We start from the raw sequence: 21,152 nt of genomic DNA on the forward strand, positions 1-21,152 counted from the left end.
AAGGGAATGAAGGCGATCTCCACGTCCACGCCTCTGATATGCAGCCTCATGTTTGTCGGAAGTTGCGCATCGCCTTTGCCGGCATCCTTTGATGCTGCGAAATACGACAAGATGAGTTGCGTCGAGCTCAACGTGGCGATCGGCGCTGTCGCCGACGAAATGTCGGCGACAGCCATCGCTCGTGGCAAAGTCGTCCACACCAACATTCCGGGCTGGCTGCTGGGAGGGCAGCGTGTCGCCTCGACCGTGGCTGCCCGCCAGAGTGCGAAGATCGAGCGCTTGCGGCAGCAGGAGGCTGCGATTGCCGCGGCGAGACGAAGCCGGTGCTAATCGTCTCTTAGCCGTTCGATAAAACGCCTCTTATGGATATGCCGATCGCGGATCGCCTGCAGCCTGCGAGCAAAATCGTGGGTCGTGCCACATTCCTCGGCGATTGCCTTGAGGTCGAGCAGAAGGCTGGCGGCCTCATCGTAGCCGGGAGGGTTGCGGCGTTCGATCTCGCTCTCCACCTCACGCCAGACGCTTTCGCCGCGTCGCGAGAGCGCATCGAGCCGAATACGGCGAGCGCGCGCCTCTTCCGCCGCCTGCCGTTTTCTTTCAGCCTCTCGTTGCTCCTCCTGCGCGCGCTCGCGGGCCTGACGGATCGCCTCGGCACGGGCTCGCAGTTCGCCGGCCGAGCGCGGAACAGTGGCCATGGGGCTTCCAACAGAGACTTTCAACATCGAGCGATTCCGGACGAACGCCCGAAGCTCGTTTTCAACATGCCGATCGCCGTCGACGAGACGAACGAGCAGCGTCGTCTTTTCATGATCGGACAAGGCGCCGACTGAACGCCGGACCATATCCGGCGACAATTCCGTTGTCGTGCCGGCGGGACGCTCGGCCGCCTCAGCGACGAGGTCGGCGTCGAGCTGAAAGAAGCGCGCGAAAGCGTCGAGCGCGGGCGTCATCGGGCCGATCCCCGGCAAAGGCTCCGCCTCGTCCGGCTTGACGGAACCGATCTCGGCCGCCTTCAGCCACAGCAGGTAGAAAAGCCTCAGATCGCCGCCGAGCACGTCGGCGCGCAGCGGCGCCAGTGCTTCGAGCCAGTGCGAGTCGTCGTCCCAATTATCCCAATCGTCCGCAGGTTCCAGTTCTTCGCACAGGATGTCGACGATCAGGTTCTCGCCGGACGTGCTGATCTCGAGGCAATCGACCGCATGCAGGAATCCCTCGAGACGCTGCCGGTCGATTAATCGCGCTGGAAACCGGATCATCAGCCGGTGGGTGCCCCAATTCGCCAAATAGAGATGAAGATCGAACCAACGCCGCATCAACGCGACCGGATCGCCTTTAAAGTCGCCCCACTCGTAGAAATTCGTGAAGCTCGTGGCCGTAATCCGCGCCCGCGTCGACACATCGCGCAAGTCCCGGCGATCCGCTTCGCTGAGTGGGCGGTCGACCGCCCGAAACTCGTAGTATTGATATTCGCTCATGGTTGCTTGGCTGCTGGCCGATCCTCGTCCCCCACAGGTCAGTTCAGGATAGAGCTGTGTCGAGATCGAACTCGCCCCGTCTGGTACTTTCTGCACAGGAATTTGCCGTTTGTGCGGATGAACTGTTGAAAGGCAGCCGGCCTGTCGTAGATTTGGCAAGCGCGAACGGCAGCGAGGATGCCATGAAGAAAGAAGCACTGGACTCCGTCCTTGGCCGGGGCAAGCCCGGCTTCGATCTCGGTCCGATAGAAGATCAACTACATGCCGTGGCAAACGAGCAGCAATTGCCGGATGTCGCAATCATTCACTGCATAGCGAGGATTGAAGAATCGGCTCCCGCGCTGCGTGCCGTCGTCACAAGAGCGGCCGAAGGAGAGGCTCTGTCGCGGGATGATCAGATGCTGCTCTTGCGAGGCATCTACATTCTGGGCGGCGCTCGCGACACTAGAACGTTCGGGCCCTTGTTGCGCCTGCTGCGCCGGCCGGGACGCGACCTCGATGACCTGCTCGGCGACGTGGTGACCGAGAGCATGGCGCGTATCGTCGCCGGCGTATTTGATGGCGACGCCGACGCTTTGTTCAGCTTGATCAGCGACCGCTCCGTCGATGAATTCGTCCGCGATGCAGTTTTGGGCGCAGCGACCTTCCTGACCTGGGAAGGCCGCATCGAGCGTGACCGAATGCGAGATTTTCTCGAGCGATTCCACACCGAGAGGCTGGCCGATGACGACGATTTCGCCTGGATCGCCTGGCTGGGGGCGATCGCCCTGCTTGGCTTGCGCGATCTGGCGTCACTTGTTCACAGCGCATGGGACGACGGCCGCATCCCCGAAGGGGTAATCGACCGCCGCGATTTCGAAGACGATCTCCTGGCCGCCGAGCAAAGCCCAAACGACATGGATCGATTCGAGCGCGCCGCTCTCGGCTATATCGACGACGTGCTTGAAGCGTTGGAATGGACCAGCCACCTTGAGTATTTTGGCGAGGAAGATTGGCAATCGCCCTTGCCGGAACAAACTTGGCTCGACGAGTTGTCGAGATTGACAGCGCCGGTCACAAATCCTTGGCGCCATGTCGGACGCAATGATCCGTGTCCCTGTGGAAGCGGCAAGAAAGCAAAGAAATGCTGCCTGGCAAACTAACCTGTTGCAGTGTCGCGCAATTGCGAGTTTGATTTTTGGCTACCCTCACGCCGATCCACCGGGCTGATGCGCAGCGATCGCGCCGAGGAATATCTCGCCGAAATCCTTGAGCTTGGCGGCGCCGACGCCGTTGACCGCGGCGAAGGCGTCCAGATCACGCGGGCAGCGTTCGGCCATATCGATCAGTGTACGATCCGAAAAGATCACGAAGGCCGGCACCTGGCGTTCCCGGGCAAGACGCAGCCGTACAGCCTTGAGCGCGGCCAGCAGCACCGAATCCAGACCTTCCGTGCCTGCTGCGGTATCCTGTATGTTGCGTATCTTGCCTCGCGATGACTGGCGCGCGTCCACGCGATACCGGAATGAGGCCTCGCCCCGAGCCAGCGCACGGCCCTTCTCGGCAATGGCGAGGCCGCCATGGCCGGCTGAGTCCAATGTCAGGAACCCTCCCGCGACGAGTTGGCGGAGCAGCGACAGCAAGAAACTCCTTTTATGCGCGACACCGGTGCCGAAGCTGGCAAGCCTGTGGTGGTTCCTGTCCAGGACCTTCTCGGTCTCATGGCCGAGCAGGACATCGACGACATGGGCGACGCCGAAGCGCTCGCCGGTCTGTGCGATCGCCGCCAGGATGATCCGCGCCTCCGCCTCGCCATCCGCATGCGGCGCCTGATCAAGGCAGTTGTCGCAATTGCCGCAAGGCGAGGCGTTTTCGCCGAAATAGCCAAGCAGGATCTGACGCCGGCACTGCGTCGTCTCGCAATAACCGATCAGCGTTTCGAGCCGGCCATGCGCGCGCCTTTTGTGCTCAGCCGGCGCATCCTCGTCTTCGATGAAAAGCCGGCGCATGCGTATATCGCCGAGACCGAACAGCATATGTGCCTCGGCCGCCCGCCCGTCGCGGCCCGCCCGCCCGATTTCCTGATAATAGGCCTCCAAGCTGCCCGGCAGGTCGGTGTGGAAGACATAGGCGACGTCCGGCTTGTCGATCCCCATGCCGAAGGCGATGGTCGCCACCATCACCACGCCGGACAAGGTCATGAAAGCGTTTTGATTCGCTTCACGCGCGTCCTTGCTCATGCCGGCATGATAGGCCAGCGCGCGTACGCCGTTCCGCTCGAGGAACGCCGCCATCTCTTCGGTCTTTTTGCGTGACAGGCAATAGACGATCCCGCTGCGGCCCGCATGGCGCTGCACGAAGCCGAGCAGTTGGCGCTTGCTGTCCTGCTTGGGCTCGATGCCTAGTTTGATGTTCGGCCGGTCGAAGCCGAGCACCACGGTATCGACGCGCCCGTCGAACAGTTGCGCGGCAATGTCGGTGCGCGTCGTCTCGTCCGCCGTCGCCGTCAACGCAATGATCGGCACTTTCGGGAAGATATCACGTAGTCTCGACAATTCTTCGTATTCGCGCCGGAACGCCGGTCCCCATTGGGAGATGCAATGTGCCTCGTCGATGGCGATCAGCCGGACATCGAGCTTGGTCAACGCCTCGAGCATTCGCACCGTCATTAGCCGCTCCGGTGCAAGATAGAGCAGGCGCGTCTGGCCTGCCGCGACACGGCGCCATGCAGCGACATTGGCATCGCGGTCGAGCGAGGAATTGATCGTATCGGCCGCCACGCCGGCAAGGCGCAATGCGGCGACCTGATCCTGCATCAGGGCCACCAGCGGCGAAACGACAATGGTGAGCCCGCCCAGCACCAGCGCCGGGACCTGGTAGCAGAGCGATTTGCCGGCGCCGGTCGGCATGACGGCCAGCACATGATGCCCGGCCAGCAGCGCCTCCATCACGGCCGCCTGGCCGAGACGAAAATCATCGAAGCCGAATACATCCCTGAGGACGCGCCGTTTGGAATCCTCTGCAGGGATGCTCGCTGCTACCTGCATTACAGAACTTTCGGGGATACGACCTGCCGAAATGCCGCGGCGAATCGCCAGGTGATTGCCTGGACAGCAGATTCGAACATTTATCGACCCCTCTGGTCCTGTCCGCGGCACCGCCTGAGGCGAACTTCTCTCTCATTGGCCGATATGAGGCCGTCGTTCCAGCCCCTATTCGCCTTGGCTGTGAATATCGCACCGCTTCGGAGCGGTTAATCCTATCTTCACCATCATTTGGCAGGTTCAGGTTCTGCGGTGATGTTTTGAGTACCGCGGCGCCACAAGCGCCCAGGCAACACGCCCGCGTCTCTCCGGAGGCGCGGGTTTTTTGTTCCGAGAACCGGCTACCTGATCTTCAGGCCCGCAGCTCAGTCGAGGAAATCGGCGCGGTGCGGCGTAAAGCTGTCGACCAGCCGTCCCGCCTCCAGCGCCTTGACGCCATGGACAAGGTTGGACGGGACGATGAAGCTGCTTCCGGCTTCCAGGATTTCGGTCCTGCCGTCGATGGTGACTTCGAAGCGGCCTTCGGCGACATAGCTCGCCTGGACGTGCGGGTGCGAGTGCAGCGCGCCGACGCCACCCTTGTCGAAACCGAATTCGACCATCATCAGCTCATCCGTGTGCAGGAGCACGCGCCTGCGGTTGCCATCCGGCGTCGGCGTCCACGCAGCCTCGCCGGCATGCGAGAAGATTTTGGTTCCGGTCATCGCCAAACTCTCACCTTTTGTTGTTCATCGTGCCAGCCAGCCGCCGTCCACCGGCACCACCGCGCCGTGCATGTAGTTGGACGCTGGCGCCAGCAGGAAGACGGCTGCGTCGCCGATGTCTTCCGGCGCGCCCCAGCGGCCGGCCGGAATGCGCGCCAGGATCGAAGCGCTGCGGTCGGGATCGGTGCGCAGCGCCTCGGTGTTGTTGGTCTCGATATAGCCCGGCGCAATGCCGTTGACATTGATGCCCTTTGCCGCCCATTCACATGCCAGCAGGCGGGTGATGCCGAGCACGCCGTGTTTGGAGGCGGTGTAGGAGGCGACGCGAATGCCGCCCTGAAAGCTCAGCACCGAAGCGATGTTGACGATCTTGCCACGCCGTCCAGATTCGGCAAGCACGCGCCTGGCAAAACTCTGGCTGAGGAAGAACACCGTCTTCAGATTGACGCCCAAGACGTCATCCCAGTCGGCTTCGGTCAGGTCGACCGCATCGGCACGCCGGATGATGCCCGCATTGTTGACCAGGCCATCGAGCGGTCCGGTGCCGTCCCAGACGCGGTCAAGCATCGCCTGGGCAGCTGCATCATCACCAAGGTCGCAGCGGACCGCCTCGAAGCGGCCGCCGACAGCCGCAATCTTCTCCGCCGTCTCGTCCATCGCCGACCGGCCGACGCCGACGACCGCGCCGCCTGCGCGGGCGATCGACACGGCGATGCCCTGGCCGATGCCGGTATTGGCGCCGGTGACGAGGATGCGCTTGCCGGCAAGGCTGAAGGCCGAGAGATCGCTCACTTGAGCTCCTCCATCGCCACCAGGTCGACATCGGTATAGTCGACATTATCGCCGGCCATCGCCCAGATGAAGGCGTAGTTGGAGGTGCCGGCGCCCGAATGGATCGACCATCCCGGCGACAGCACCGCCTCCTCGTTGCGCATGACGAGATGGCGCGTTTCGTCCGGCTCGCCCATGAGGTGAACCACCCGCGCCGCCTCCGGCAGGTCGAAATAGAGATAGGCCTCCATGCGCCGGTCATGCACATGGCATGGCATGGTGTTCCAGACGGAACCGGGGGCAAGCTGCGTCATGCCGACGACAAGCTGACAGGTCTTTACCCCATCGGCATGAATGAACTGGAAGATCGAGCGCTCGTTGGAGGTTGCCTGGCTACCGAGATCGAGCCGCTTGGCATCGCCGATGCGGATCAGCCGGTTGGGGTGGCCCTGATGCGCCGGCGCGCTGAGCAGGTAGAACTTAGCCGGCGCTGCCGGATTGGTCGCAGCGAACGATACCTCATCCGTGCCCATGCCGAGATAGAGCATGTCGCGCGCCTGCAGCTCGTAGGATTGGCCGCCAGTTTTGACGACGCCTGCACCGGCGATGTTGACGATGATCATCTCACGGCGGTCGAGAAAATTCTTGGTCCCGGTCGGCTTGATCGCCTGCAGCGGCAGCGGTGCGCCGGCGGGCACGGCGCCGCCGACGATCATGCGGTCGTAATGGGTGTAGGTCAGGCCGATGCGGCCGGGCTGGAACAAGTCCTCGATCAGGAAATTGTGTCGCAGCTCGTCCGTTCCCATGGCTGCGGCAGAAACAGGATCGATGGCGAAGCGGGAGGTGAAATCCGTATGATTGTCGGTGTGATTCATTGCTGTCCCATGGGGCTGCCTCAATTGCTTATTCAGTTGCCGCGGCCTTGACCGAGTCGGCATAAAAAATCTGGCGCGCGTGCAGGCGCTCGCGATAGCGCTGCTGGCTGGCACCGAGATGCGCGCGCATCGCCTCCCGCGCCGCTTCGGCATCGCCTGCCGAGATGGCGTTGAGGATCATCAGGTGTTCGCGCTGCAGGCCGCGCTGGTAGGCGTCGGACTGTGCGAACTCGGTCGACCAGGGCGAGGTCACATCGCAAGGAATGGCGCGCCGGCCGAGCACGTCGAGCATCTCGACATAGAACGGATTGTTGGTGGCGCTGGCGATTGCGCGGTGGAAGGCAAGGTCGGCCGGTCCAGTCGGCTCGCTGTTGAGGAGCAGCCGTTCGAACTCGAAGAAGGCTTCCTGGATTGCCGCTTCCTGCGCGGCGTTGCGCCGGATGGCGGCGAGCCCGGCGGATTCGATCTCGATCGCCAACCTGACTTCGAGCACGTTGAGGGCAATCGAATCCTTGCTGCCCATCTCCGCTGTCAGAGCACCGAACGCTGTCGAGATATGCTCGGTGACGAAAACGCCGGCGCCTTGGCGCGGCTCGACCAGGCCGTCCGCGGCAAGCTTGGCCAGCGCCTCGCGTATTACGGTGCGGCTGACCCCGAAGGTTTCAGTCAGCTGGCCCTCGGTCGGCAGCTTTTGCCCAGGCTGGATCTCGCCCGCCTGCAGCTGCTTGCGGATCGCCGCGACGACGGTTTCCGAAAGCTTCGGTCTTCGTTCGACGCGGAGCCCGACGGCAGTGTCCGATGCCATGTCGCACCCCCTATTTGAAGACGCTCGGCAGCCATAGCGAAATGGCCGGAATGTAAGTGACGAGCGCCAGCACCACGAGGCCTGCGCCATAGAATGGCCAGATCGAGCGCATCGATTCCCAGACGGATATCTTGCCCACGGCACACGCCACGAACTGCACTGCGCCCACCGGCGGCGTGTTCAGCCCGATGCCGAAATTGAGGATCATGATGACGCCGAAATGCACCGGATCGACGCCGTAGGCCTGCGCCACGGGCAGGAAGATCGGCGTGCAAATGATGATCGTCGGCCCCATGTCCATGAACGTGCCGAGGAACAGCATCAAGAGGTTGAGCAGCAGAAGCACGACCAGCGGATCGTCCGAGATCGCATTCATGGAGGCGATGAGCGCTGCCGGCACTTTCAGGAAGGCCATCAGCCACGAGAACGCCGCCGCCATGCCGATGATAAGCAGCACCATGGCAGTGGTGCGCACGGCGCCATGGGTGGCATGAACGAACCCTTCCCAGGTCATCTGCCGGTAAACGAAGACGGTCACGAGCAGCGCATAGATGACGGCGATACAGGAACTCTCGGTGGCGGTGAAGACGCCCGATCGCACGCCGCCGAAGATGATCGCGATCAGCAGCAGGCCGGGCACCGCGACGGCGAAAAGATGCGCGACCGCGGTGAAGCCCGGAAACGCCTCGGTCGGATAGCCGCGGGAGCGCGCCACGATATAGGCGGTGACCATCAGCGACAGGGCCAGCAGCAGGCCCGGGATGATACCGGCCGTGAACAGATCGGCGATCGAGATCTTTCCGCCTGCCGAGATCGAGTAGATGATCATGTTGTGCGACGGCGGCAGCAGCAGCGCGATCAGTGCCGCCATCGACGTGACGTTGACGGCGTAGTCCGCTCCATATCCACGCGCCTTCATCTGCGGGATCATCAGGCCGCCTACCGCCGCTGCCTCCGCCACCGCTGAGCCGGAAATGCCGCCGAACAGTGTAGCGGTTGCAATGTTGACCTGCCCGAGGCCGCCACGCAAATGGCCGACGAGCGAGCCGGCGAAGGCAACGATCTTGCTGGCGATGCCGCCGCGCACCATCAAGTCGCCGGCGTAGATGAAAAACGGAATGGCCAGCAGCGAAAAGACGCTCATGCCGGAATTCAGGCGCTGGAACACGATGAGCGGCGGCAGGCCCATATAGAGGACGGTGGCGAGGCTTGCGACGCCGAGGCAGAAAGCGATCGGCGTGCCGATAAGCATCAGCAGGGTGAAGACGCCGAAGAGAATCCACAGTTCCATGGCGTCAGACCTTCACGTTGGCGGTGTCGAGTTCGGCTGCGACTTCGGCTGGCGGCAGTTCATCGAGGGCATCGTCGATCGGCGCGCCGGAGAGGCGAAGCACGATGCGCTCCAGCGTGAAGAGCACGATGAGCGCGCCTCCCGCGACAAGCGGGACATAGTCCCAGCCCCCCGATATGCCGAGTGACGGCAAGACGGAGCCCCAGGTCAATGCGACCAGCTGGCTGCCATACCAGATCATGCCGATGCCGAAGGCGAGCGCGACAATATCCGAAATCATCCGCAGCCAGCGCTTGCCGCCTTTCGGCAGCACGTAGAGCAGTACGTCGAAGCCAAGATGGTAGTTCTCGCGCACACCGACGGCAGCGCCGAGGAAAATGAACCAGCTCATCAGCATCACCGAGCCGGGCTCGGTCCAGCTCGGCGAGCGGTTCAGAACATAGCGGCCGAACACCTGCCAGGCGACGAACGCGGTCATCAGCACCAGCCCGATGCCGGCGATCGACAGCGCCGCCGTGCTGACGCGCGACATCACTTGCGCGACGCCGGACAGGAGCGGTGTTGGTTTTGGGCTGGAAGTCACCGGTTGTCTCCCCAGGAGGATGGCGGCACGGAATGTCCGCGCCGCCGGTTGATCACTGCACGGCCTTGATGGCTTCGACCATCGCCTTCAGCTTGTCGTCCTTGACGTGCTTCTCGTAGACCGGCCCCATCGCGTCGATGAAGGGCTGCTTGTCCGGCGTCGTGATCTGCGAACCGGCCGCCTCGACCTTGGCGCGCGATTCCTTGACCTTGGCGGTCCACAGCTCGCGCTGCTTGGCGACGCTTTCCTTGGCGGCCGCCTTGAAGATCGCCTGGTCTTCCGGCGTCAGCTTGTCCCAGCTCGACTTCGCCATGACGAAGGCTTCCGGCACCATCGTGTGCTCGTCGAGCGAATAGTACTTGGCGACTTCCGCATGCTTGGCGGTGTCGTAGCTCGGAAAATTGTTCTCCGCGCCGTCGATCACTCCGGTCTCAATCGCCGAATACACCTCGCCATACGGCATCGGCGTCGCGTTGGCGCCGAGTGCCGCCACCATGTCGACGAAGATGTCGGACTGGATGACGCGGAACTTCATCCCGGCCATGTCGGCTACAGTGTTGATCGGCTTCTTCGAATTGTAGAAGGAGCGCGAGCCGCCGTCGTAAAAGGCGAGCAGCACCAGCCCGACCTGGTCGAACGCCGCCGCGATCTGGTCGCCGATCGCCCCGTCCATGACCTTGTGCATATGCTCTTCCGAACGGAAGATGTAGGGCAGCGAGGGCACGGTGGTCTCCGGGATGAGCCCGTTGAACGGCGCCATCGAGACGCGGTTGAGATCGATCACGCCGGTACGCACCTGCTCGATCGTGTCCTTTTCCTCGCCGAGTTGCGCGGAAGGATAGATCTCGACCACATAGCGGCCGGCCGTGCGCTCCTTCACCAGCTCGCCGAAATATTTGACCGCCTCGACCGTCGGATAGCCGTCCGGGTGGGTGTCGGACGAGCGCAGGACCGTCTGGGCGCTTGCCGATCCGGCCAGCAGTGCGGCGGCAAGTAGCGTAGCTCCCGCCAGTCTTGAAAAATGCAGCATTGGTTTCCTCCCGTTTGAACGATGGCGGCAAGCGCCGTTAGAGCCGGTACGCCTTTTTCGCGAGCGTATAGGCAAGTTCCTGCGCCAGCTCGTGCGCCTCGTCCTCGCCGAGCCGATGCTCGGCGACGAGACGCGCCAGATATGCGCAATCGACCCGGCGCGCCACATCATGGCGGGCCGGTATGGATGGAAAGGCGCGGGTGTCGTCGTTGAAACCGACGGTGTTGTAGAAACCGGCCGTTTCGGTGGTCATCTCACGGAACCGGCGCATGCCTTCGGGGCTGTCGTGGAACCACCAGGCCGGGCCGAGCTTCAATGCCGGGTAGACGCCGGCGAGCGGCGCCAGCTCGCGCGCATAGCTGGTCTCGTCAAGGGTGAAGAGGATGATGGTGAGGTCGCGCTCCAGCCCGACGCAGTCGAGCAGCGGCTTCAGCGCCGTCACATAATCGGTTCGGATCGGAATGTCGAAGCCTTTGTCCCTGCCGAACCTGTGAAAGATAGAAGGCGAATGATTGCGCCAGGAGCCGGGATGGATCTGCAGGACCAGCCCGTCGTCGCGGCTCATCTTGGCCATCTCGGTCAGCATCTGGGCGCGAAACAGTTTTCGCTCGCGCTCGTCGTCCGAGCCCCGGCGGATGCGGTTGAACAGCTCCTGCGCGGCGGCATCCGAGAGATTGGCGGTTTCGGCCGTAGGATGGCCGTGATCGGAGGAAGTCGCGCCGAAACTCTTGAAGAAGGCGCGCCGCTGGCGGTGCGCCTCGAGATAGCCGGTCCAATTGCCGGTATCGCACCCGGTGATCTCGCCAAGCCGGTCGAGATTGGCCGAGAACCCTTCGAAGTCGGGATCGACGATCGCATCCGGCCGATAGGCGGTGATGACGCGGCCCTCCCAGCCGCTGTCGCGGATCATCTGGTGCCATCTGAGATCGTCGAGCGCGCCTTCGGTCGTCGCGATGACTTCAATGTTGAAGCGCTCGAACAGCGCTCGCGGGCGAAAATTCTCCCACTGCAGCAAGGTCGAGATCATATCGTAATGGCGGTCGGCGGTTGCGGCCGTCAGCGGCTCGTCGATGCCGAACAGATGGGCAAGCACATGGTCGAACCACAGCCGGGTCGGCGTGCCGCGGAACAGGTAATAATGCTCGGCGAAGCACCGCCAGATCGTTCTGCCGTCGGTTTCCACCGGCGAGCCGTCAAGCGTCGGCACACCAAGCTCCTCAAGCCGAACGCCCTGGCTGAACAGCATGCGGAAAATGTAGTGGTCCGGCACGATCAGCAACTGCGCCGGATCGGGAAACGCCTCGTTGAGCGCATACCAGCGCGGATCGGTGTGGCCGTGCGGGCTGACGATCGGCAGGTCCTTGACCGCGGCGTAGAGATCACGGGCCAGCGAACGCGGGCGCGCCTCGGCGGCAAACAGCAAATCCGGATCCGTCAATGCGGCCACGCAAATCCTCCCAATCCGGACATCGGTAGGGTTGGAAAGAAATAATGTCAACATACAAAAACTGGGTTGTTGTATGATGACTTTTCGTCGGCCATTGCCCATTGTGCGTGACGGCATCGGGTGTTACGCCGCCTGACAGCAGTGACCCAACAATCTCGATCAGACACGTGGCGCAATGACCAATAGACGCCTTTCCAACAGCACGCTGAAGGCACTGCCGGCTTCGGTCGCGATTCCGCGCTACGACCGCGGCGGCGTCGCACCTGGCATCGTCCATCTCGGCGTCGGTGCCTTCCATCGCGCCCACCAGGCGGCCTATGTCGACGACTGCCTGGCGGCGGGCGAGGCGGACTGGGGCATTGTCGGCGTGTCCTTGCGCAGTCCTGACACGCGCGACGCACTGGCGCCGCAGGATGGCCTCTACACGCTGGCGATCAGGAGCAGCATCGGCGAAGAGCTGCGCGTCGTCGGCTCGATCCTGTCGCTGCTGGTGGCGCCGGAAGATCCGGCTGCGGTGCTCGCCGCCCTGACCGATCAGCGCACCCGCATCGTCACGCTCACGATCACCGAAAAGGCTTATCTGAGAGCAGCCGGCGGCGGTTTGGACAGCACCCATCCGGACATCGTCCATGATTTGGCTAGCCCGCAAATGCCACGGACGGCGCATGGTTTTCTCACCGAAGCGCTGTCGCGCCGCCGTGCCGCCGGCATCCAGCCTTTCACCGTGCTCTGCTGCGACAACCTTCCGGCCAATGGCGCCACGCTGCACCGCCTGCTGGTCGAATTCGCCGCGCTGCGCGATTCCAGGCTCGCCACTTCAGGCGATGCCAGGCTCGCCGCTTCAGGCGATGCCAGGCTCGCCGCACACATTGCCGACGGCGTCGCGTTTCCGTCGAGCATGGTCGACCGTATCGTGCCGGCGACCACCGACGCCGACCGAGCGCGTATCGCCGTCGAGCTCGGCGTCGAGGATGCCTGGCCGGTGATGACCGAGCCGTTCTGCCAATGGGTGGTCGAAGACGATTTCCCGGCTGGCAGGCCGGCCTGGGAAAAGTTCGGCGTCACCATGGTCGGCGACGTCGGGCCCTTCGAGGACATGAAGCTGCGGCTGCTCAACGGCTCGCATTCGGCAATCGCCTATCTCGGCCTGCTCAGCGGCGACGACACGGTCGACCGCGCCTTTGCCGATCCGGCGATCCGGCAATTCGTCGACGGACTATGGGCCGAGGCGATCCCGACGCTGCCGCAGGACGCCGGGCTCGATACGGCCGGCTACACGGCCCAGCTCGCCGAACGCTATTCGAACACGGCGCTCGCCCATCGCACGGCGCAGATCGCCAATGACGGCAGCCAGAAGCTGCCGCAGCGCATCGTCGCCTCGGCCCTCGATCGACTGGGCGCCGGTGACCCGCCCGCGCATCTCATGCTGGTGGTGGCGGCCTGGATCGCCGCTTGCGAGGCGCGCGGCAAAACCTTGCCGGAAGCCCATTTTACCGACCCGATCGACGCTCGGCTTACGGCGCTCGGCAGCCGGCCGGCTGATGAGACGGTGACAGCGATATTCGATCTCGCCGGCTTCGCCAAGGACCATTCCCACCGCATGACACTGATCGATCTGACGGCAGCCCATCTCGAGCGCCTGCGGCGGGGCGGCACTGCCGCAGCTTTGGCGGCGCTTGGCATAGGGAGTGAGAAGCCATGAGACAGACCTGGCGCTGGTTCGGGCCGGACGATCCGGTGACGCTTGCCCATGTCCGTCAGGCCGGCGCCGTCGGCATCGTCAGCGCGCTGCACCACCTCAACGACGGCCGCGCCTGGCCGGCAGACGAGATCGCCAGGCGCAAGGCCGAGATCGAGGCAGCAGGGCTGACCTGGGACGTGGTCGAGAGCATCGTCGTGCATGAGGACATCAAGACCCGCAGCGGCGACTGGCGCAGCCTGATCGACAATTACAAGGCCTCGATCCGCGCCGTCGCCGCCGCCGGTATCAACACCGTCTGCTATAATTTCATGGCGATCACCGACTGGACGCGGACGGACCTCGATTACCCGATGCCGCATGGCGGCACGGCGCTGCGCTTCGATGTCGTCGAGCTCTGCGCCTATGACGTCTTCATCCTTGAGCGAGAAGGGGCGGAGGCCGATCACCCACCGGCCCGCGTCGAGGCCGCGCGTGTGCGACTGCAAGGGATGAGCGACAGCGACAAGGCAAGGCTGGAGCGCAACCTGATCGGCTGGGTCCCGGCGCGCGAATTCATCTTCGATCGGGCAAGCTTCCGCCGCGCCCTCGACCTCTACAAGGACGTCTCCACCGAAGGCCTGCGCGAAAACCTGTTTGCCTTCCTGCGCGAGATCGTGCCGGTGGCCGAAGAGGCCGGCCTCAGGATGGCGATCCACCCCGACGATCCGCCTTTTTCGCTGTTCGGCCTGCCGCGAATCGTTTCCAAGGCAGCCGATGCCCGCGCGCTGCTCGACGCCGTCGCTTCGCCGGCAAACGGGCTGACACTGTGCACCGGCTCCTATGGCGCGGGCGCGCAGAACGATCTGCCGGCAATGGCAAAGGCCTTCGCCGAAAACATCCATTTCGCCCATCTGCGCAACGTCACCAAGGAGCCAGACGGCTCTTTCCACGAAGCCGAGCACCTCGACGGCGACACCGACATGGTGGCGGTCGTGTCGGCGCTGATTGGCGAAGAGCGGCGGCGCAAGGCAGCCGGCAGGGCGGACTGGCAGGTGCCGATGCGTCCCGACCATGGCCACGCCATCATCGACGACATCGGCAAGAAGGTGAACCCCGGCTATTCCTGCATCGGCCGCCTGAAGGGCCTCGCCGAACTGCGCGGCGTCATGCGCGCAGTAGAGGCACTGACAGTTTGAGCTACTTGCTCGCCTGGCCGTTCAGCGTCTGTCGAGACGAATAATCGGTACCTTTGGAATTCCAGAACAGCCGCAGGGCCTTGCCGACCAGATTTTCATAGGGAACAAACGCGACACTGAACCGGCTGTCGGAGGCATTGTCGCGGTTGTCGCCAAGCACGAAGTAGTGGCCTGCGGGCACCTCAAACACGCGCGTATTGTCGCCGATCGAGTTGTCGGCGAGGTTGAGAACGGAATGGGTGACACCCCCCGGCAAGGTTTCGCTTTGGAGCTTGGCTCTCGAGAACTCGTCGGACGAAAAAGTACCAATATCGTCGAGTCCCACCGCGACATCGTTGATGTGAAGCACCCCGTCGATGATCTGGATCTTCTCGCCGGGAAGGCCGACAATCCGCTGGATGTAGTCCACGCTCGGATCGGGCGGGAACTTGAAGACAACCACATCTCCCCTTTTGGGTTCCGCGCCGAATATACGTCCATCAACGGGAAGCAAGTTGAACGGCACGCTGTAGCGGCTGTAGCCGTATGCCATTTTGGAGACGAAGAGATAGTCGCCTTCCTGCAACGTCGGCACCATGCTGCTGGAGGGAATCGAAAAAGGCTGGAGCAGGAACGCGCGTATTGCGAATGCAGCCGGATACGAGGTCAGAAAGACGAGCACCAGCACCGAAAGCCCACGCGCGTACCATCTGTCCGGCTTGAACCGGTGCGCGAAGGGAACAACGATCGCTGCCCACAGGGCCATCAAACCGATCCCTGAAAAATTGGCCCACCAAGCAAGATCGACGCCAGGCAATACCGGAAAGCCAATGTAAATAAGCGCGAAAACGACGACGCTGATCACCACCAGGCTGGCGACCGCCAGTTTGCCGCTGCCGATCCAGAGGAACCCGCCAAACGGGCCGCCAAAGGCCGAAACCAGGGCCGTCGACCATCTGGATCGCGAGATAGTTTCTTGTTGCACTGCTTGTTCTGTCATCGGCCACCCCCCACGCCAAGGCAGCCAGACTGTCCACCAAACAAAAAAGCGGGGCAAGCCCGCTTTTTCAGTTAGTCATTTGACCGGAACTCACGCCGGCAACAGCGCACCTTCAAGCGTCGTAAGCTGGTTGAGGAACTGCTCGGCCTTGCTGCGGGTCTGGTCGTCCTTGGCGTCGGCGGCGTCTTCCCTGGCCTCCTGGATGCGGCGGGCAAGGTCGGCGCGGTCGATGTCGCCGACGGCTACCGCCGATTCCGCCAGAAGCGTGCAGCCGGCCGGAACGATGTCGGCAAAGCCGCCGAACACCACATAGCGCTCTTCCTTGCCTTGCGCGGTCTTCAGCGTAACGACGCCCGGCTTGATTGTGGTCATGACCGGCGCGTGATGCGCCATGACAGTCATCTCGCCTTCGGCGCCCGGAATGACGACGGATTCGACCTGCTCGGAAACCAAGAGGCGCTCCGGCGAGACCAGTTCGAATTTGAAAGCTTCAGGCATGATCAGTTTAGCGACTGGTGAATGGTGAATGGTGAACGGTCAGAAAGAATGACCTTCACTCAGCCCCGATTTCCTATCCGCTACTCCCCATTCACAATTCACTATTGACCATTCACCATCAGGCCGCTTCGGCGGCCAGGCGCTGTGCCTTCTCGACCGCTTCCTCGATGCCGCCGACCATGTAGAAGGCGGCCTCCGGCAGATGGTCGTAATCGCCGTTGCAAAGGCCCTTGAAGCCCTTGATGGTGTCGGCGAGGTCGACCAGCTTGCCCGGTGCGCCGGTGAACACTTCGGCGACGAAGAAGGGTTGCGACAGGAAGCGCTCGATCTTGCGGGCGCGGGCCACGGTCTGCTTATCCTCTTCCGACAGCTCGTCCATGCCCAGGATGGCGATGATGTCCTGCAGCGACTTGTAACGCTGAAGGATCGACTGCACCTGGCGGGCGACCTGGTAATGCTCTTCGCCGACAACCATCGGGTCGAGCATGCGCGAGGTCGAATCGAGCGGATCGACGGCCGGATAGATGCCCTTTTCCGAAATCGCGCGGTTGAGCACGGTCGTCGCGTCGAGGTGGGCGAACGAGGTCGCCGGTGCCGGGTCGGTCAGGTCGTCGGCCGGCACATAGATCGCCTGCACCGAGGTGATCGAACCCTTGGTCGTCGTGGTGATACGCTCCTGCAGCGCGCCCATGTCGGTAGCCAGCGTCGGCTGGTAGCCCACGGCCGAAGGAATGCGGCCGAGCAGCGCCGACACTTCCGAGCCCGCCTGCGTGAAGCGGAAGATGTTGTCTACGAAGAACAGCACGTCCTGGCCCTGGTCGCGGAAATATTCGGCAACCGTCAAGCCGGTCAGGCCGACGCGGGCGCGTGCGCCCGGCGGCTCGTTCATCTGGCCATAGACGAGCGCGGCCTTGGAGCCTTCGCCGCCGCCCTTCTTGTTGACGCCGGACTCGATGAACTCGTGATAGAGGTCGTTGCCTTCGCGGGTGCGCTCGCCGACGCCGGCGAACACCGAGAAGCCGCCATGCGCCTTGGCGACGTTGTTGATCAGTTCCTGGATCAGCACCGTTTTGCCGACGCCGGCGCCGCCGAACAGGCCGATCTTGCCGCCGCGGGCATAGGGGGCCAGCAGGTCGAGCACCTTGATGCCGGTGACCAGGATCTGCGCTTCCGTCGACTGCTCGACATAGGTCGGCGCCGGCTGGTGGATCGAGCGCATCTCGATGCCGTCGACCGGGCCTGCCTCGTCGACCGGCTCGCCGATGACGTTGATGATGCGGCCGAGCATGCCCGGGCCGACCGGCACGGTAATCGGTGCACCGGTGTCATAGACGTCCTGGCCGCGGACCAGACCTTCGGTCGAGTCCATGGCGATGCAGCGCACGGTGTTCTCGCCCAGATGCTGGGCCACTTCGAGCACGAGGCGATTGCCGACATTGATCGTCTCAAGCGCGTTCAGGATCGCCGGCAGATGTTCGCCGAACTGGACGTCGACAACGGCGCCGATGACCTGGCGAACCTTGCCTGCCAGGCCGGTTTTCTTGATGGTGGCGGCCGGCGTATTCACAGCGGCGGCCTTGGTTGCTGCCGCCTTCTTGGCCGGAGCGGCCTTTGCTGCTGCCGGAGCCTTCGCTGGTGCCGCGGCCTTAGGGGCTGCCGTCTTGGGGGTCGCTGCTTTCGCCATCGTCTTTACCCTTTTCGTCTCTTTGTTTCTCACACGCTTGAGGTCGATGACCTCCTTGTGGGCGTGCCTAGAGCGCCTCGGCGCCCGAAATGATTTCGATCAATTCCTTGGTGATCTGCGCCTGCCGCTGGCGGTTGTAGGTGATCGACAATTTGTTGATCATGTCGCCGGCGTTGCGCGTCGCATTGTCCATGGCGCTCATCTTGGCGCCCATCTCGCCGGCGGCATTCTCGAGCAGCGCGCGAAAAACCTGCACGGAAATGTTGCGCGGGATGAGATCGGAGAGGATCTCGCCCGGCTCCGGCTCGTATTCGTAGACGGCGCTGCCGCCGTCCTTCACTTCCGCGCCAGCCGCAGGCGCGCCCGCCGGGACAATTTGCTGCGCCGTCGGGATCTGGCTGATCACCGACTTGAACTGCGAATAGAACAGCGTGCAGATGTCGAAGCCGCCTTCGTTGAACAGGCGGATCACCTTCTTGGCGATGGCATCGGCATTGACGAAGCCCAGCGTCTTGACCTCGCGCAGGTCGACACGCTCGATGATCAGCGCCCCGTAGTCGCGGCGCAATATGTCGAACCCCTTCTTGCCGACGCAGATGATCTTGACCTGCTTGCCGTTGGCCAGAAGCTTGCGGATGTGGTCGCGGGCAAAGCGGGCGATCTGCGAATTGAAACCGCCGCACAGACCGCGTTCGGCCGTGCAGACGACAAGCAGATGCACGTCGTCCTTGCCGGTGCCGGTCATCAGCGCCGGGGCATCGCCGCCGCCGCCGATCGCCTGGGTGATATTGGCCAGCACCGCGCCCATGCGCTCCGAATAGGGACGCGCCGCTTCCGCCGCTTCCTGCGCGCGACGCAGCTTCGCCGCGGCGACCATCTGCATCGCCTTGGTGATCTTCTGCGTCGCCTTGACCGAGGCGATACGGTTACGAAGGTCTTTTAACGAAGGCATGCTTCAAACCTGATCCCGTCCGTCCTGCTCAAGCAAAGGTCTTGGCGAAGGCGTCGATTTCTGCCTTCAGCCTGGCGCGCAGATCGTCGGACAGCGCCTTCTCCTTGCGGATGCCGTCGAGCACGTCCTTGCCGGCCGAGCGCATATGCGACAGCAGACCATGCTCGAACTTGCCGACCTGGTTGACCGCCAGCTTGTCGAGATAGCCGTTGACGCCGGCGAAGATCACCGCGACCTGCTCCTCGACTTTGAGCGGCGAGAATTGCGGCTGCTTCAACAGCTCGGTCAGACGCGAGCCGCGGTTGAGCAGGCGTTGCGTGGCGGCGTCGAGATCGGAGCCGAACTGCGCGAAAGCAGCCATTTCGCGGTACTGCGCGAGCTCGCCCTTGATCGACCCGGCAACCTGCTTCATCGCCTTGATCTGCGCCGAGGAGCCGACGCGCGACACCGAAAGGCCGACATTGACCGCCGGGCGCACGCCCTGGAAGAACAGATTGGTTTCCAGGAAGATCTGGCCGTCGGTGATCGAGATGACGTTGGTCGGGATATAGGCCGACACGTCGTTGGCCTGCGTTTCGATGATCGGCAGCGCCGTCAGCGACCCACCGCCGTTTTCGTCATTGAGCTTGGCGGCGCGCTCGAGCAGGCGCGAGTGCAGGTAGAAAACGTCGCCGGGATAGGCTTCGCGGCCCGGCGGACGGCGCAGCAGCAGCGACATCTGGCGATAGGCGACGGCCTGCTTCGACAGGTCGTCGTAGCTGATCAGCGCGTGCATGCCGTTGTCACGGAAATATTCGCCCATGGTGCAGGCGGTGAACGGCGCCAGGAACTGCATTGGCGCCGGATCGGAGGCGGTCGCGGCGACGATGATCGAATAGTCGAGCGCGCCGCGCTCTTCCAGGACCTTGACGAACTGCGCCACCGTCGAGCGCTTCTGGCCGACGGCGACATAGACGCAGTACAGCTTTTCCTTCTCAGGGCCGTTGTCGTGCACCGATTTCTGGTTGAGCATGGTGTCGAGGATGATCGCGGTCTTGCCGGTCTGGCGGTCGCCGATGACCAGTTCGCGCTGGCCGCGGCCGACCGGGATCAGCGCGTCGATGGCCTTGAGGCCGGTCGACATCGGCTCGTTCACCGATTTGCGCGGGATGATGCCGGGCGCTTTGACGTCGACGCGCTTGCGTTCGGTGGCCTGGATCGGGCCTTTGCCATCAATCGGGTTGCCGAGCGCGTCGACGACGCGGCCGAGCAGGCCCATGCCAACGGGCGCATCGACGATGGCGCCGGTGCGCTTGACGGTGTCGCCTTCCTTGATGTCGCGGTCGGCGCCGAAGATGACAACGCCGACATTGTCGGCTTCGAGGTTGAGCGCCATGCCGCGGATGCCGCCGGGGAACTCGACCATCTCGCCGGCCTGGACATTGTCGAGGCCGTAGACGCGGGCGATACCGTCACCGACGGACAGCACCTGGCCGACTTCGGAGACCTCGGCCTCCTTGCCGAAATTCTTGATCTGGTCTTTCAGAATTGCGGAAATTTCCGCGGCGCGGATGTCCATCAGCCGACCTCTTTCAGTGCAAGCTTGAGCGAATTGAGTTTGGTTTTGAGCGACGTATCGATCTGGCGCGAGCCGATCTTGACCACCAGTCCGCCGAGCAGCGACGGATCGACGGTGACCGTGATCGCCACATCCTTGCCGGCGACACTTTTCAGCGCTGCCTTCAGCTCGGTTTCCTGGGCAGGCGTCAGCGCATGCGCCGAGGTAACCTCGGCGGCGGTCTCGCCGCGGTGTTCGGCGGCGATCTGGCGGAACGCCTTGATCATGCCGGGCACGGCAAATAGCCGGCGATTCTGGGCAACGACGCGCAGGAAATTGCCGGTGAGGCCGGTGATCCCCGCTTTGTCGGCGATCGCGGCGATCGCCTTGGCCTGGTCCTCGCTGGAGAAGACAGGGCTCCTGATCAGCCGCGAAAGGTCAGCGCTGCCTTCGAGCATCGTTTCGAACCTATTGAGGTCGGCCTCGACGCTGGCGACCGAATTGGCCTGCAGCGCGAGTTCGAACAGCGAACCCGCATAGCGTTCTGCGACACCTGAGATTGGCGATGACGATTGGGCCACGGACCGTCTTTTCTCTTGTCTGACAGGCCGCAGATTGTTG

20 protein-coding genes are annotated in these 21,152 nt (G+C 63.3%); 4 read left to right on the plus strand and 16 right to left on the minus strand.

Annotated features, from left to right (window positions below):
- Positions 1–111 precede the first annotated feature (111 nt).
- Positions 112–330: a hypothetical protein gene (locus tag NKI52_RS02160; RefSeq protein ID WP_352450887.1), complete on the plus strand. Its 219-nt coding sequence runs from the start codon at positions 112–114 to the stop codon at positions 328–330.
- Here the strand turns inward: NKI52_RS02160 and NKI52_RS02165 are convergent.
- The gene (locus NKI52_RS02165) at positions 327–1,475 is read right to left on the minus strand and encodes a hypothetical protein (protein ID WP_352454999.1); all 1,149 of its coding nucleotides are present in this window, start codon (positions 1,473–1,475) and stop codon (positions 327–329) included. The two genes, NKI52_RS02160 and NKI52_RS02165, sit on opposite strands and share 4 nt — an antisense overlap.
- Before the next feature lie 152 nt (positions 1,476–1,627).
- Here NKI52_RS02165 and NKI52_RS02170 point away from each other — a divergent pair, with 152 nt between their 5' ends.
- Positions 1,628–2,617, plus strand: coding sequence for a DUF1186 domain-containing protein (locus NKI52_RS02170; protein ID WP_352696901.1), 990 nt, complete (start codon positions 1,628–1,630; stop codon positions 2,615–2,617).
- 45 nt (positions 2,618–2,662) lie between these two features.
- On the opposite strand, the gene recQ is transcribed toward NKI52_RS02170, so the two are convergent.
- From recQ to uxaC, 9 genes are all read right to left on the minus strand, one after another.
- The gene (recQ, locus tag NKI52_RS02175; protein WP_352696903.1) at positions 2,663–4,501 is read right to left on the minus strand and encodes a DNA helicase RecQ; all 1,839 of its coding nucleotides are present in this window, start codon (positions 4,499–4,501) and stop codon (positions 2,663–2,665) included.
- 362 nt (positions 4,502–4,863) lie between these two features.
- The gene (locus NKI52_RS02180) at positions 4,864–5,202 is read right to left on the minus strand and encodes a cupin domain-containing protein (protein WP_352574624.1); all 339 of its coding nucleotides are present in this window, start codon (positions 5,200–5,202) and stop codon (positions 4,864–4,866) included.
- Positions 5,203–5,226: 24 nt separating this feature from the next.
- On the minus strand, positions 5,227–5,994 hold the full coding sequence (kduD, locus tag NKI52_RS02185; protein WP_352574622.1) for a 2-dehydro-3-deoxy-D-gluconate 5-dehydrogenase KduD: 768 nt from the start codon (positions 5,992–5,994) through the stop codon (positions 5,227–5,229).
- Complete coding sequence (kduI, locus tag NKI52_RS02190; protein WP_352574621.1) at positions 5,991–6,848, minus strand: 5-dehydro-4-deoxy-D-glucuronate isomerase; 858 nt, start codon at positions 6,846–6,848, stop codon at positions 5,991–5,993. Before kduI ends, kduD begins: the two co-directional genes overlap by 4 nt.
- A gap of 28 nt (positions 6,849–6,876) precedes the next feature.
- Positions 6,877–7,653 (minus strand): FadR/GntR family transcriptional regulator, encoded by a 777-nt coding sequence (locus tag NKI52_RS02195; protein WP_352574619.1) that lies wholly within the window; start codon positions 7,651–7,653, stop codon positions 6,877–6,879.
- Between the two features lie 10 nt (positions 7,654–7,663).
- Complete coding sequence (locus NKI52_RS02200) at positions 7,664–8,944, minus strand: TRAP transporter large permease (protein ID WP_023678089.1); 1,281 nt, start codon at positions 8,942–8,944, stop codon at positions 7,664–7,666.
- Between the two features lie 4 nt (positions 8,945–8,948).
- Positions 8,949–9,476 (minus strand): TRAP transporter small permease, encoded by a 528-nt coding sequence (locus tag NKI52_RS02205; protein ID WP_023678090.1) that lies wholly within the window; start codon positions 9,474–9,476, stop codon positions 8,949–8,951.
- A gap of 103 nt (positions 9,477–9,579) precedes the next feature.
- Positions 9,580–10,557: a TRAP transporter substrate-binding protein gene (locus tag NKI52_RS02210; protein WP_023678091.1), complete on the minus strand. Its 978-nt coding sequence runs from the start codon at positions 10,555–10,557 to the stop codon at positions 9,580–9,582.
- Positions 10,558–10,594: 37 nt separating this feature from the next.
- Positions 10,595–12,004 (minus strand): glucuronate isomerase, encoded by a 1,410-nt coding sequence (gene uxaC, locus NKI52_RS02215; RefSeq protein WP_352621449.1) that lies wholly within the window; start codon positions 12,002–12,004, stop codon positions 10,595–10,597.
- Between the two features lie 175 nt (positions 12,005–12,179).
- On the opposite strand from uxaC, the gene NKI52_RS02220 reads away from it, so the two are divergent.
- Positions 12,180–13,706 (plus strand): mannitol dehydrogenase family protein, encoded by a 1,527-nt coding sequence (locus NKI52_RS02220; protein WP_352574614.1) that lies wholly within the window; start codon positions 12,180–12,182, stop codon positions 13,704–13,706.
- Positions 13,703–14,881: a mannonate dehydratase gene (gene uxuA, locus NKI52_RS02225; protein WP_352569527.1), complete on the plus strand. Its 1,179-nt coding sequence runs from the start codon at positions 13,703–13,705 to the stop codon at positions 14,879–14,881. The genes NKI52_RS02220 and uxuA overlap by 4 nt, the downstream gene beginning before the upstream one ends.
- Position 14,882: 1 nt before the next feature.
- On the opposite strand, the gene lepB is transcribed toward uxuA, so the two are convergent.
- From lepB to NKI52_RS02255, 6 genes are all read right to left on the minus strand, one after another.
- Positions 14,883–15,860 (minus strand): signal peptidase I, encoded by a 978-nt coding sequence (gene lepB / locus NKI52_RS02230; RefSeq protein ID WP_502897734.1) that lies wholly within the window; start codon positions 15,858–15,860, stop codon positions 14,883–14,885.
- 90 nt (positions 15,861–15,950) lie between these two features.
- Positions 15,951–16,358, minus strand: coding sequence for a F0F1 ATP synthase subunit epsilon (locus NKI52_RS02235; protein WP_023678096.1), 408 nt, complete (start codon positions 16,356–16,358; stop codon positions 15,951–15,953).
- Between the two features lie 118 nt (positions 16,359–16,476).
- Positions 16,477–18,042 (minus strand): F0F1 ATP synthase subunit beta, encoded by a 1,566-nt coding sequence (atpD, locus tag NKI52_RS02240; protein WP_023678097.1) that lies wholly within the window; start codon positions 18,040–18,042, stop codon positions 16,477–16,479.
- Between the two features lie 67 nt (positions 18,043–18,109).
- On the minus strand, positions 18,110–18,994 hold the full coding sequence (locus NKI52_RS02245) for a F0F1 ATP synthase subunit gamma (protein ID WP_352455009.1): 885 nt from the start codon (positions 18,992–18,994) through the stop codon (positions 18,110–18,112).
- 28 nt (positions 18,995–19,022) lie between these two features.
- Complete coding sequence (gene atpA, locus NKI52_RS02250) at positions 19,023–20,552, minus strand: F0F1 ATP synthase subunit alpha (protein WP_023678099.1); 1,530 nt, start codon at positions 20,550–20,552, stop codon at positions 19,023–19,025.
- Entirely contained in the window at positions 20,552–21,112 is a 561-nt protein-coding gene (locus tag NKI52_RS02255) for a F0F1 ATP synthase subunit delta (protein ID WP_023678100.1), read from the minus strand. The genes atpA and NKI52_RS02255 overlap by 1 nt, the downstream gene beginning before the upstream one ends.
- Positions 21,113–21,152 lie beyond the last annotated feature (40 nt).

Origin of the sequence: Mesorhizobium sp. M0590, assembly GCF_040320905.1 — a bacterium.
In the GTDB taxonomy this organism is placed as follows: domain Bacteria; phylum Pseudomonadota; class Alphaproteobacteria; order Rhizobiales; family Rhizobiaceae; genus Mesorhizobium.